11 protein-coding genes and 1 pseudogene are annotated in these 12,426 nt (G+C 59.9%); 3 read left to right on the forward strand and 9 right to left on the reverse strand.

The window, feature by feature from the left end; all coding sequences use genetic code 11:
• The first annotated feature begins 95 nt into the window (after window positions 1-95).
• Both HWV67_RS15520 and HWV67_RS15525 read left to right on the forward strand, forming a co-directional pair.
• Entirely contained in the window at window positions 96-611 is a 516-nt protein-coding gene (locus tag HWV67_RS15520; protein ID WP_175651858.1) for a sigma-70 family RNA polymerase sigma factor, read from the forward strand.
• Complete coding sequence (locus HWV67_RS15525; protein WP_175651859.1) at window positions 608-1,555, forward strand: FecR domain-containing protein; 948 nt, start codon at window positions 608-610, stop codon at window positions 1,553-1,555. Before HWV67_RS15520 ends, HWV67_RS15525 begins: the two co-directional genes overlap by 4 nt.
• 8 nt (window positions 1,556-1,563) lie before the next feature.
• On the opposite strand, the pseudogene HWV67_RS31745 reads toward HWV67_RS15525, so the two are convergent.
• The 8 genes and pseudogenes from HWV67_RS31745 to HWV67_RS15560 form a co-directional block, all read right to left on the reverse strand.
• A pseudogene (locus HWV67_RS31745) lies at window positions 1,564-1,707 on the reverse strand (MFS transporter); the annotation flags it as partial.
• A gap of 22 nt (window positions 1,708-1,729) precedes the next feature.
• Window positions 1,730-2,803: an NAD(P)/FAD-dependent oxidoreductase gene (locus HWV67_RS15530; protein ID WP_175651860.1), complete on the reverse strand. Its 1,074-nt coding sequence runs from the start codon at window positions 2,801-2,803 to the stop codon at window positions 1,730-1,732.
• A 103-nt stretch (window positions 2,804-2,906) separates the two neighbouring features.
• Window positions 2,907-4,043, reverse strand: a complete 1,137-nt coding sequence (locus HWV67_RS15535; protein WP_175651861.1) for an FAD-dependent oxidoreductase — start codon at window positions 4,041-4,043, stop codon at window positions 2,907-2,909.
• 169 nt (window positions 4,044-4,212) lie between these two features.
• Entirely contained in the window at window positions 4,213-5,439 is a 1,227-nt protein-coding gene (locus tag HWV67_RS15540) for an MFS transporter (RefSeq protein ID WP_175651862.1), read from the reverse strand.
• A 646-nt stretch (window positions 5,440-6,085) separates the two neighbouring features.
• Window positions 6,086-6,784, reverse strand: coding sequence for a DUF4225 domain-containing protein (locus HWV67_RS15545; RefSeq protein ID WP_175651863.1), 699 nt, complete (start codon window positions 6,782-6,784; stop codon window positions 6,086-6,088).
• Window positions 6,785-7,132: 348 nt separating this feature from the next.
• Window positions 7,133-7,441, reverse strand: a complete 309-nt coding sequence (locus HWV67_RS15550) for a hypothetical protein (protein ID WP_175651864.1) — start codon at window positions 7,439-7,441, stop codon at window positions 7,133-7,135.
• Between the two features lie 550 nt (window positions 7,442-7,991).
• Entirely contained in the window at window positions 7,992-8,522 is a 531-nt protein-coding gene (locus HWV67_RS15555) for a glyoxalase superfamily protein (protein ID WP_175651865.1), read from the reverse strand.
• Window positions 8,523-8,875: 353 nt separating this feature from the next.
• Window positions 8,876-9,844 (reverse strand): AraC family transcriptional regulator, encoded by a 969-nt coding sequence (locus tag HWV67_RS15560; protein WP_175651866.1) that lies wholly within the window; start codon window positions 9,842-9,844, stop codon window positions 8,876-8,878.
• A 103-nt stretch (window positions 9,845-9,947) separates the two neighbouring features.
• Between HWV67_RS15560 and HWV67_RS15565 the strand changes: the two genes are divergently transcribed.
• The gene (locus HWV67_RS15565; protein WP_175651867.1) at window positions 9,948-11,198 is read left to right on the forward strand and encodes an MFS transporter; all 1,251 of its coding nucleotides are present in this window, start codon (window positions 9,948-9,950) and stop codon (window positions 11,196-11,198) included.
• Between the two features lie 135 nt (window positions 11,199-11,333).
• Here the strand turns inward: HWV67_RS15565 and HWV67_RS15570 are convergent, their stop codons facing one another.
• Window positions 11,334-12,410, reverse strand: a complete 1,077-nt coding sequence (locus HWV67_RS15570) for an MsnO8 family LLM class oxidoreductase (RefSeq protein ID WP_175651956.1) — start codon at window positions 12,408-12,410, stop codon at window positions 11,334-11,336.
• Window positions 12,411-12,426 lie beyond the last annotated feature (16 nt).

Consider the following 12,426-nt stretch of genomic DNA (forward strand, 5'->3'; position numbering starts at 1 on the left):
TTTTTTTGCCATCGCCATTACGGCTGAAGCGCATTGCCGCGAGCCGCTCATTTGAATATATTGCGACTCATTCTTATCTACGCATTAGCACGTTCATGTCTACCCGCAATCCAGTAGAAACGCTCTACAGCGACCATCAGCGTTGGTTGGTGAGTTGGCTACACAAGCGAACGGGCTGTTCGCAGCAGGCGGCTGACTTCGCGCAGGACACGTTTTTGCGCGTCCTGCTCGCCGAGCACCGTCAGCCGGTGGCGGCCACGCTCAGCGAGCCGAGGCACTTCCTGGTCACCATCGCCAAGCGGGTGATGATTGACAGTTTTCGCCGCCAATCCGTGGAGCGCGCCTATCTGGAAGTGCTGGCCCGTCAGCCGGAATCTTTTGAGCTGTCTGCCGAAGAGCGGCTGATCATCTTGCAGACCTTGCAGGCGCTTGACCGGATGCTCGACGGTTTGGGGCGGCGGGCTAAAGCGGCGTTCTTGATGTCGCAGTTGCAGGGGCTGACCTACCCGCAGATTGCCGAGCAGTTGCAGATTTCCGTCAGCTCGGTCACCAAATACATGGCTCGCGCGACCGAGCATTGCTTGCTGTTCGTCATGGATAACCCTTTGTGAGCGTTGACCCTAAACGCCAGGCCCTGCGCGATGCGGCCCAGTGGTTCGCGCAGATGTGCGCCAACCCTGACGACCCGGCCCTGCAGATGCAATGGAAGGCCTGGCATGGCGACCGCCTTGAGCATCAATGGGCCTGGCAACACCTCACCTCGTTGCAGACACATATCGGCAAAGTGCCGCAGCAACTGGGCTGGCAGGTCATGGAGCAGGTCAACCTGCAGGGCGCGGGAGTGAGCCGCCGCAATCTTCTCGGCGGCCTGGTGCTTGGCACGGGGTTGGGGGCGTTGAGTTGGCGGGGGATCCATTCCGCACCGGTGTGGATGGCTGACCTGCGTACCGCCACCGGTGAGCAGCGCCGGGAGCGGTTGTCTGACGGCACGGTGCTGGTGCTGGACACGTCCACTGCGGTGGACGTGGCTTTTGATGCCGGCACGCGTTTGCTGATCCTGAGGTCCGGGAACATCCATGTGGTTACCGGCAAAGACCCTCGGCCTTTTATCGTGCGCAGCGCCCAAGGCAATATGCGCGCGCTCGGCACTCGCTTTGCGGTACTCGAACGGGAGGGGCAAACCCGCTTGAGTGTTTATGAACATGCCGTCGCTGTCCGTGCCGGAACTCAGGTCAGCGAAGCCGTTATTACCGAGGGGCATTCGGTCACTTTTGATCGTCAGGGCGTGTTGGACGCCCGTCCCCCGAGAGCGGACGAAGAGTCCTGGTCTCAAGGGCGTCTGACAGTGGATGACTGGAGCCTGGGTCAGTTGATCAACGAACTGCAGCGCTATCGTCCGGGGTACCTCGGGTGCGCGCCTGAGGTGAGTCACTTGAGCGTTTCCGGCACTTATCCGTTGAACAACATCGACGTGGCGTTGAGCGCTGTGGCGCTTTCGTTGCCTGTCAGGCTCCAGCAGTACACCCGGTTCTGGACGCGGATCATTCCAGCCTGACGGCTTGGCAGTGCTGTGGCCAGACTCAACTGCACCGAGCTGCCCATCGGATCGACAATTCGCCCGCAGAAGAGCGAGCCCCACGCGATGCTCACCTGGACCAAGGTGATGAACAGTGGCATACCGCGTTCGACGTCCTTGGGCGCTACGATAGCGGCCGCGCAAGAGAACTCACTACGCCTGGAAGAACCGAGCCGGGCGGCATGGGTAAAGGGCACTGGACACTTTGCCGTCAATGATCTCCTCGCTCGCCAGGCGTCCGACTATCGCCGCCAACGTAATTCCAGGGTGCATTGCGCACACATAGACACCGCCCACATTGGGCAGGAAGCCGACGATGGGAATGCCATCGGCGGGCATGGGCCTGAGGCCGATACATGCACGCCCTGGCGCTATGGAAACAACCCCCTGAAGTTCGTTGCAGATTGCCTTGGCCGTTCGAAGCGCTATCGCCGCAGGCTGATTTTCCGGGGCGTCGTCCAGGTAATCTTCGGCCGCGAGCAACGTACCATCCGGACCTTGCCTCACCTCCATTTCCGGACTGGAGATCAGGGTCTGCACAAGATTGGGCTGTGCCGTGTAACGGATGAAAATGGCAGGCGAGGCCTCGATCGGCAGGGACACTTGAAGCAGTTGTGCCAGTGTGTTGATCCCTGTTCCGGCGGCCAGGACGACACTATCGGCATCGAGGACGCCCCGTGTCGTCTCGACGCCAGTCACCTTCGCACCCTGGGTGACAAAGCCCAGAACTCGCGTATGGGTGAGAACCTTCGCTCCACATGCCTGGGCGCCGGCGACTAACGCATGCGTCGCTGCCACTGCGTCCAATGCGCCTTCTTCCGCGGCATATACAGCAGACTCGGGAGGATGCTTGAGGTTGGGTTCAAGTTCGCGAATCCGGGATCGAGATACCCTGTTTGCCACGGCCCGGCTCTCTGAAGGCGGCGGCGCTTCACTTGAATGGCTGCTGTAAGACAAGGCGCCTGTCCAGCGTATCTTCAGGTCAGGCAGTCGGGTTTCGAGGCGGCGGTATTCCGTGATCGCAGCACCGCGCAGCTGCGCAATGGGGTCAGGTTCGCGATGTGAGGCGTTGATCCATGCGAATGAACTTCCAGTCACTCCTGACGCGATACCTTCAGCCTCGATCAATGTGACCTTCGCGCCTTTATCCGCCAGGTGATACGCCATTGAGGCGCCCACGATGCCCGCACCGATGACAATGACTCGCTTGCCCTGACCATTTTCCATACCAGCCTCCGTTCTGTAGACGCGGCAGATGGTACGCCAGATGGATGAGCTCACGACATCGGAAGGTAATCGAACGGGCTTAGCCGCGCCTGTTTGCAGCCAATCAATTGTCCGGCAGGTATTGCGTGAACAGATCAATCAGGCCCTGGGGCGCAGTCTCGTTGAAAAACAGTTTGAGGTTGCTGTCCGTTTCCGCAGCAACCTTGGCACTGCGAGGGAACAGCTGCGCCTCATAGGTCGTCAGCGCGGTTTCCACGTTGTCGGGGTTGGCGATAATTGCCTCTGCGAGCAACGCCCCGTCGTACAGGGCAAGGTTGGCGCCTTCACCGGCAAATGGCGACATCAGGTGCGCAGCATCGCCGAGGAGGGTCACACCGGGTAGGCGGTCCCATTGGTAGCCGATCGGGAGCGCATGGATCGGGCGCAACACCGGGTCGCGATCGGCGTCGGTAATCAGGGCTTTCAGGGCCGGCGCCCAGTCTTCGAATTCCTCGGCGAGCCTGGCCATGGCCAGCCCTGGATTGGTGAGGTCGAGGCGGGCAAACCAGTCTTCAGGCCTGTTCAGTGCCACGTAGGTTTGCAGGGGACCGTTCGCATGCCGGTGGGCCAGGATGCCTTGATTCGGCATGACCGCCATCAAGGTGCCGTCGCCGATCACCTCGGCACTGGCCGGGTGGCGATGGCCGGCATCATGCAGAAAGGTTTCGACGAAAGAGAGGCCGGTGTAGGCGGGTTTTACAGCGCTGAGCAGGGGGCGGACTCTCGACCAGGCGCCATCGGCACCCACCAGCAGGTCGGTGGTCACGGTTGCACCGTTGGCGAAAGTCAGGCCATGCCGGCCGCCGCCAAGCGGGGCCGCCGTGGTGAGTTTGTGTCCCCAACGGATGGTGTTTGCCGGTAGAGACTCAAGCAAGATTCTGCGCAGTTCGCCGCGCTCCACCTCAGGCCGACCACCGTTGTCCGGGCTCGGCCAGTCCAGCAGCACGTTGCCGTGCTTGTCGCAAATCCGTTTGGCATCGGCGCCCTCGATAATGAGGCCGAGAAACTGATCGAACAGCCCCGCGGCTTTCAGCGCGAGCTGTCCGTTGTATTCGTGAATATCGAGCAGGCCACCTTGTGCACGCGCATCTGCCGAAGGTTCCGCCTCGTAGACCGTGGCCGCAATCCCATGGACATGCAGCACCCGCGCAAGGGTCAAGCCACCGAGTCCGGCACCGATGATCGCGATTGGAGTGTTCATCTGCCTGTCTGCCTGTGATTGAAAGTTTGCGGTGAGTATTTATCACAGGCAAAAGCGGAAAGGGGACGGATGCCCCTTTTCTCTCTATGCAGTTCCGGCGCAGATCCGGTATCGCGAAACGGATTTTTTCTGCACCGGAGTGGTCACCGTTTGCTACCTGAATCACGGCTTAGCAGGGCTGCGCCACCGCGCTATTACTGACGTTACGCCCCAGCACCAGCACCGTGACAAAACCGCAGCCCACCAGGGCCGTGGCCAGGCTCAACAGCACCGAGCTGCCCATCTGGTCGACGATGCGCCCGCCGAAGAACGAGCCCAGCGCGATGATCACCTGGAACAAGGCGACGAACAGTGGCATGCCGCGTTCGACATCCTTGGGCGCCACGACAAACATCCAGATGCTGGCGCAGGCCGGGAACGCACCGAAAGCGAAGCCCCAGAGGGCGATCAGCATCGCGGCGCCGGTCATGCCGGTGGCGAAGTGGGGGAACAGGGCGGTGCTGATGCCGATGGTCAGTGCCACCAGCAACAGCGTGTGGCGCACGCTGCGGTTGGCGGCAAACCCCGCGAAAATATTGCCGATAACCCCGGCCACGCCATAGAGCAGCAGGAGCGAGCCAATCGTTGGCCCATCGAAACCGGCGCTCTGTTTGAAGAAGGGGGCGACATAGGTGTACGCGGCAAAGTGCGCCAGGCCAATCAGCAATACCGCGATCAATCCAACCCGGGCTTGTGGATTGATAAACAAGGCGGGCAGGTCACTGATGCGAATGGCCTTGTCCGGGTTGAGCCGCGGCAGCAGGAAGACCTGCGCCAGCAGCACCGGAATGCCCAGCAGGGCGGTAACCAGGAAGGTCATGCGCCACCCCATCAGGCCACTCAGCCAGGTGCCTACCGGCACGCCCAACACAGTGGCCAGGGTCACCCCGACCATGATGATCGACGTGGCCTGGGCAACACCAACTCCCTTGGGCGCCAGACGGCCGCTGAGGGCAATGGCCGTCGCCCAGAAACCGCCGATGCTGATACCCAGCAAAACGCGGCCGAACAGCAGCAGACTGAAGTCGGTGGCATAGGCCACGACCGAGTTGGCGATGATCATGATCAGCGTCAGGCCGATCAGCAGGTAGCGCCGGTCCAGAGCGCCAATCCCCACCGACAGCAACGGCGCGGCGAGGGCGGCCATGATGCCGGGGAGGGTAACCATCAGGCCGGCGTGGCCGGCACTGATGCCGAGGTCGCTGGCGACATCGTTGAGCACGCCTACCGGGAGAAATTCACTGGTCACCAGGGCGAAAGCGCCCACGGCGACTGAAAGGATCGCCAGCCACTGCTGTTTGACGCTTTGCTGACTATGTTCGGGGAGGCCGCTAGGGGCCTGGCTGGCGCTTGGCATGGGTGCTGGGTTCCAAGGGGTGAATGTCGCCTGAAGGCAGGCGGGGGAGAGGGGAAAAGCTGGGAGGGGATTATAGGAGCCGGTTTTGGGAGTCAGACAGGCGAGCACTTCGATAGTAATCATCAGTGCAATCGATGGGATGGGCGGGGGAGGCAGCTGTACGCGGGTTCGCGGACCGAGGCAAAAGGAACCCGGCAGACCCGAGGGTCTCCCACGTACAGCCGCCATAGCATGAAAAGCGGATGCGAAAAACGCCTGTAATCGCGGTCCAATCCCACAGATTCTCGCGCCGCTTTTCAGAGATCACCGCAACAAATGCAGGCACTGCAAATTCACAAGACTTTTCGCCTTATTCGAAATAAATGCTTAGGCTCCCACTCTGTAGGAATAGCAAAGCAATGAAGAAAAATACAAGCGAGCGCAACCCACTCAATCACTGGATGACTCTTGGTTAGGTCCGGGAAGCACTTGAAGAACAGCACACAGTCATTCTGGGTCAGCTCTATATAAAAGAATGCACAAGCGCTGTTTGTGAACACGAGAGCAACCGTCAGTAATTTTCTGTAGTTTGCCCCTGAAAATCTGAACTTAAGGTAGTAGGCCGTGAATACGCCTGAAGCAGCACAGATTACGAAGATCCAATTAGTCATTTTTTAGCCTCTTCGTAAACCTGGCTTGCCGTCCAGGCGCTCATGATTGCTTCAAATAGAAGCGCTCCTTTATTCATAAGCTTATAGGCAGGAACGTAGTCTGTTTTTATGGGCCTGAATAGCTGCCACGTGCCTGGCTTTGGTAATGGCCTATAAAATCCATAGATCGACAACAAGACGTCTACACTGCCGTACGCAACACTTCCATTGCTTTCGCTTCCTCCCGCAGCGACAGCGACACCTTGATAGAGTTTTTTCAACGGTCCTACTGCATCAGAGCGGCCAGAAGAGAGATTGGTGCCATTTTCATAGATATTATTTGCACCGTGAGCAACCATTGGTGCGCCCGCAACAGCACATAAGGTCATAGCTGAGCCGTAGCAGACACCAACGCCAGTTGCCATCATTGATGCGCCTGCTATTACACCACCCACTTCCAGTCCTATTCTGGAAATGCTCTTATGCTCCACCTCAATCTGCTTTAAACCTTCTTCCGCCCTGATCTTCCCATTCCGTACATCCGCCAAAATCTGCCGCACGTAATACGCCATCGTCCGATTAAACCGCCCCCGCAACACCCCGTCCTTGATATGGCGGGAGCTGACGATGCAGGCATATCGAGTCAGGTTCGCCGCACTTTGATGAAGCGCCGAAAGCTGGTTATCCAGCCGATAGGGCGAGGGCCGCGTACTCATTCGGTCATCCCCCATAAGATGTAGCCACGGGCGCTGGCGGTGTGGTGAATCCAGGTGATGCTCAGGTAGCGGTGATTGGCCATGCTCGAACTCCTTGTAGGTTGGAGTTCGCAGCCTAGAGAGGTGACACGGCAGAGTCTGTGAGACGTTTCTGAAAGATCTAAGGGAAATTAAGCAAGTTCGCGGAAGGGCCGAACGGCCATCCCGCGAACTCGTGTCCTCAACGCGCCAGATGTAAATACTGCAAATGTCGTTCGTACTGCTCGAGAATGTCGTAGATGGTCTGTTCCTTGCTTCAACCCGATATGTCGAGGGGCCACATGCGTGGCCCTTCAACGGATCAGCCTGTCACCCTTGAGCCTGGGCCTGCTCGCCTCTATTACGCAACGCTTCAGTCAACGCCTGACAGATTTCCAGTGATTGCCAAGTCGCCCAAGCCAGATCTTCCAAAGGCCGGGACAGCATTTCACAGAGTTGCGCGTTGGTTTCGAAGGCCGATGTCAGCGCTGCCGAAAGATGCACCAGCGCGTCGTCGATATCGGCAGCCGGATGTACGGAAAACACGGGTGGATGAGCGCCGTTGCATGAACCGAAATGGATGTGGGGAACGGTTCTGCGGAGGGTGGAGGCGGGTGGGTCGGGAACGATCTTTTTCATTGTTTGGCTCCTGGAGAAGTGGAGCCGACACCCATCGCTACCAAACGAATGGGCGGCGGCCGTGCGCAGGTTGGTAGACCGGACTCCAGGTCCCGGCGCACCCGAAGGCGCCCCACGCACAGCCGCCATGACGCACCTCAGCAGGCAGCAAAACCACTTGCTGGATTGAGTGAAGCGCTTGCACGTCTGAAGTAGCGGGCTACCAAACCCGATCGCTGATTGGGCAGCGACCGGCGAAGACTAGGTAGCGCGTCCCAAGTGCGCAACGACTGATGGGGCGGAAAAGTATGATTGGGAAATTGCCTACAAGAATGTCGGAAAACAGAGAGGCTTTGTAGCCTGAGGCAGCAACTGCGGTGGGTTTTCGCCGGGGTGGTTGTCGGGAAAGTCGGGGGTCGTCAGAGAGGCAGGCTCTCGTGGTTTGCGCGAACGGCCGAGATGGGATGTTTGCTGGCTCCCCACGGCTGGCAGCCTTCGGCCAGAAGCAGCCGCTCATGAACGACCGCTCCGACCCAAAAGCGGACGGGGTGATCCCGTCCGCAAAGTACGATTAGCTTTGGCAAAACCGGATTCGATTGCCGAATGGGTCATACACTTCTAGAACTTGGCCCCAGCCCTGCTGAACAATATCCGGACGTCCATATCCGTAACGTTTGCCCTGCAATTCGTCGCGGAGCAATTCAATGTTTTGCATCGGGACAAATATCGTCGATCCCGGGCTCGCATCGCCATGATGTTCAGAAAGATGGAGGTGCAGACCGTTTCGGCTGATACCGAGGTAGAGCGGTAGATCAGTTTCAAATCGGTGCTCGAATTCGACGCTGAAGCCCAGAAAATCAAGATAGAACTCGCGCGCCTTGATTTCGTCAAACATCCGCAGTATCGGAATGGTTTTGTCGAATGTAATCGCGGGCTTAGTGTTTTCCTGAGGAAGAATCGCTGACGCAGTGTTCCAGTCCTTGTACCCCAGCTGGTGCGCTACTGTTTCCAGCGCCGTGGAATGAGTCACGGCTTGATTGCGCGACTCTAGCGAGGCACGCAGCCTCTTCGCCATCTGCTTGGCTTGCTCGATTGAAAACATAGTTTCTCCTGTAATCGAGGCATTTTGGTGCTCGCGTTGCCAAACCTCGACTCTCAAGAGATGCGACTGGATTTGGGAAGAGAAAAAAATGCTTTCACCTTTCCTTTCGGAAGCGAGCGGCAGGCAGCATCAGCCTGCGCAGATGATACATACCGGCTTAGGCCAGCGAAAGCTCTCTCGGTTGCAAGTCTCCTGTGCGACTCGTCGTCCCTATGGGTCGCTTTTAGTCGATCGCGAGCGGCAGCTATGGGTCGATAGCAGTCATTTGCGACTAACCACTTCCGACCCAAATCTACCCGTCAAGGAGCGCTGCAAACGGCCAAAAGCAGCCCCTCGCTCAATTCAACTCAGCTTCAGGTGGCAGCCGACTGCCTCAACCTCCGACTCAACCCAGGCGTCTTGCCCGTAACACGCTTGAACGCCCGACTGAACGCCGCCTGAGACGTATAGCCCAAACGCTGCGCGACCTCTTCAATGGGCATCCTTTCCAGCGTCAGCCATTGGCTGGCAAGCCGCATTCTCACTTCGGTGACGTAACGCAGCGGGGTCATGCCAAGCGTCAATTGAAAACGCTCCGCAAAGACCGAGCGGGACGTATTGCATTGCTCCGCCAACTGCTCGACGGTCCAGTCGCGGCCCGGTTGTTGATGCAGCGCCAGAAGTGCACCTGCCAGCCGCGGATCGCGCAGGGCGGCAACCAGGCCGGAGGCGTTGCCGCAGGCGCACTCGACCCAACCTCGAACGACCATGGCGGCGACCACGTCGGCCAATCGCGCGAGGATGCCGGCGTAGCCGACGCGTGCGGCGCTGACCTCACGCTCCATGGTGCTGAGAATAGGTACCAGCCCGGGGTAACGCTGGCCCCCGGCATCAATCAGCATCAGGCCCGGCATCAGCTTGCCAAGGCCATGAAGACTGCCCAATTCGAATTCCATGCATCCGCTGAACAAAAGCGTCGCCGGCATGGGGCCGGCATCGGTTCCGGTGTCCACCGCGCTGACTGTGTCGCCTAGAGGTTCGCCGTCCAGAAGGTCGATGTCCTGCACGGGCACGTGCGTATGCGAGAGCAATTGATGGGCCGCGCCATGGGCGATGAAGACGGCGTTACCGGCCGACAGCGCATAGGTTGTCCCGTCCTCCATGCGCAGCACCGTGTTGCCGACCGCCAGAAAATGGAACCAGGCATGCCCGGGTTTGGCAGCGAAGCCCAAGCCGAAGGCCGGGCCTGCCTGGATACGCCGGTACTCGACACCGCGCAGGCGCATGCCGCGCAACAGCTCGTTGATGAGATCGGAAGAGAGGGCAAATGGGTCTGTCGGCATTGTTCAGGTGTTTTGGTCAAAAAGTTGAGCTTTTTGATCATAGATCATCCGAATTCTCGCGCCTAGACTGCGGGTCGCACTTGACGATTGGGAGATCCGTGCAATGACTGACCTTGTATGCAACGCCGTACCCGACAGCCGTTCCGGCGCCGGGCCGGATGCAGAACCTGCAACCCCCGCGTGGATGGCCGTATTCTCGTTGGCCATGGGCGTGTTTGGCTTGCTGACCGCTGAGTACCTTCCGGCCAGCCTGTTGACGCCGATGGCGATCGAGCTGGGGGTATCCGAAGCGCTGGCTGGCCAAGCGGTCACGGTGACAGCCGTGGTGGCGCTGTTCGCCGGCCTGTTGGTGCCAGGCCTGACTCGCAGTATCGATCGCCGCTGGGTGTTGCTGGGTTTTTCCACGCTGATGATCGCTTCCAATCTGTTGGTCGCCGTTTCCTCCAGTTTTGCGGTGCTGTTGTTGATGCGTATCTTGCTGGGCATCGCACTTGGCGGTTTTTGGAGCATGGCGGCGGCGGTGGCGATGCGCCTGGTGCCCGGGGCTTTGTTGCCGCGAGCGCTCTCGATCATTTTCAGCGGCATCGCCATCGGGACGGTGGTTGCGGTCCCGCTGGGCAGTTATCTGGGCGGGCTGTATGGCTGGCGCAGCGCGTTCTTTGCAGCGGCGGCGGTGGGGGTGGTGACCCTGGCTTTCCAGTCACTCACGCTGCCGAGCCTTGCGCCGCGTCGGCCGGCACGCCTGCGCACGGTGCTTGAGGTGTTGCAGCGGCTAGGCATTGCCATGGGAATGTTCGGTTGTGTGCTGGTGCACAGCGGCCACTTCGCGATGTTCACGTATGTTCGGCCGTTCCTCGAAGGTACGACTGGGATTGGCCCGCAGGGGCTGTCGCTGATGTTGCTGGGTTTTGGTGTGGCGAACTTTGTCGGCACATTGGTGGCCGGGTGGATGCTTACCCGTCACCCGTTGGCCACCCTGGTGTTGATGCCCGCGCTGGTGGGCGTTGCGGCACTGGCGCTGGTCCTGTTGCCGGCGTCTGTGCCAGGGCAAGCCCTACTGCTGGCGCTCTGGGGCCTGGCCTTTGGCGGTGTGCCGGTGGCGTGGTCGAACTGGGTCGCCAGCGCGGTCCCTGATCAGGCGGAAAGCGCCGGGGGCATGGTGGTAGCGTCTGTACAGTCGGCCATCGCCACAGGCGCGGCCGCTGGTGGAGCAATGTTCAGCCTCGGTGGCAGCGCAGGCGTATTCGTGGCGGCGGCCGTGCTGATGCTGCTGGCCGCGCTGCTGATTGCACTGCGTGTGCGAGTTCCGTCGGTAGATGGCGCTGTGCAGAACGGGTCGGCATTTCACTTGTGATTTAGCTCTCCAGGCGGCGCCGATCCGCCATAGCGACCTATCGACTCCGCCAGCTACCGGCAGCCTGGGTTGAAAGCTGCCGGCCGGGGGAGGCTGTAATTTCATGGAAAGAGGACTGCGCAAACCAAGACCGCCCTAGCGCCCCCCAACCCCAAACGCCTCAGAAACCAACCGATAACTCCGCAACCGATCCTCAAACCGATACGTCACCGTCACCAGACCAATTTCCTCACAGCCGTACTCCTCAGTAATCTGCCGAATTCTCGCCCGGCAAGTCTCAGGCGAACCCACCACCATGTCGCCCAGCGTGTTATCGAACTCAAGCCGTTCCTGCGCTGTCATCCGCTCGTATCGCCGCTGTACTTCTTCAGGCGACAACAATGGCTCGCGGGGCATGCTGCCGGCCATCATTTTTCTGTAGACCGCAGTGCCGGCGACGAAGCGCGCTTCGTCATCCGACGCGGCGCAGATCACGGCCAGTGCGACAAGACGAGGAGGGGGCGTGGTGATCCCCGACTGGCGATACGCTTCGGCATGTTGCCGAAAGATCGCCGGCGAGCAGGTCGCGGGCGCGATGAATTTTGCCAGCGCCAGGCCCATTCCCAACTGTCCGGCCAGGGCTGAGCTGCCGCCACCCGATCCGAGCATCCACAACGAAGGCAGGGTCGACGGGCTGGCGCCGCAGGCCAAGGCTGCATAAGGATGGTTAGCCGGGAAGTCGCCGCGCAGAAAAGCACAAAGCTCCGCGGCCTGTTGGGGGAAATGATCGTGTTGCGCAACGCTGCCGGGGGCGGCGAGGGCAACCGAACTCAGGTGGCTGCCGCCAGGCGCCCGTCCTATTCCCAGGTCGATGCGACCGGGGAAAAGCCCGCCGATAAGGGCGAAGGTTTCAGCCACTTTGTAGGGGCTGTAGTGCGTAAGCATGATCCCGCCGCTACCGACTCGCATCGTGGTGGTTGCGCTGGCGATCCGCGTGAGCAGGATCTCCGGCGCCGTACCGGCGAACTGAATGCTGTTGTGATGTTCGGCAACCCAGTAGCGGTGGTAACCAGGCGTTCGCAGGCGCTGGCAAGGTCCACTGACGCGGCAGCGGCCGTTGCTGCGGTTCGGGCTTCGTGGATGGGCGTCTGATCGATTACGGTTAATTTCAATGACACTGCACGTGGTTCCGAAAAGGCCAGTTGGGGCAACTGAGAGGAAAGGGCGGAATATTTGTGCAGATGTTAAC

Source organism: Pseudomonas sp. Marseille-P9899 (assembly GCF_903166565.1).
In the GTDB taxonomy this organism is placed as follows: domain Bacteria; phylum Pseudomonadota; class Gammaproteobacteria; order Pseudomonadales; family Pseudomonadaceae; genus Aquipseudomonas; species Aquipseudomonas huaxiensis.

Bases quoted from the DNA above. Each gene is read 5' to 3' on its own strand.
- HWV67_RS15520 (WP_175651858.1), top strand. From the start codon at position 96: ATGTCTACCCGCAATCCAGTAGAAACGCTCTACAGCGACCATCAGCGT.
- HWV67_RS15530 (WP_175651860.1), bottom strand. From the start codon at position 2,803: ATGGAAAATGGTCAGGGCAAGCGAGTCATTGTCATCGGTGCGGGCATC.
- HWV67_RS15535 (WP_175651861.1), bottom strand. From the start codon at position 4,043: ATGAACACTCCAATCGCGATCATCGGTGCCGGACTCGGTGGCTTGACC.
- HWV67_RS15540 (WP_175651862.1), bottom strand. From the start codon at position 5,439: ATGCCAAGCGCCAGCCAGGCCCCTAGCGGCCTCCCCGAACATAGTCAG.
- HWV67_RS15545 (WP_175651863.1), bottom strand. From the start codon at position 6,784: ATGAGTACGCGGCCCTCGCCCTATCGGCTGGATAACCAGCTTTCGGCG.
- HWV67_RS15550 (WP_175651864.1), bottom strand. From the start codon at position 7,441: ATGAAAAAGATCGTTCCCGACCCACCCGCCTCCACCCTCCGCAGAACC.
- HWV67_RS15555 (WP_175651865.1), bottom strand. From the start codon at position 8,522: ATGTTTTCAATCGAGCAAGCCAAGCAGATGGCGAAGAGGCTGCGTGCC.
- HWV67_RS15560 (WP_175651866.1), bottom strand. From the start codon at position 9,844: ATGCCGACAGACCCATTTGCCCTCTCTTCCGATCTCATCAACGAGCTG.
- HWV67_RS15565 (WP_175651867.1), top strand. From the start codon at position 9,948: ATGACTGACCTTGTATGCAACGCCGTACCCGACAGCCGTTCCGGCGCC.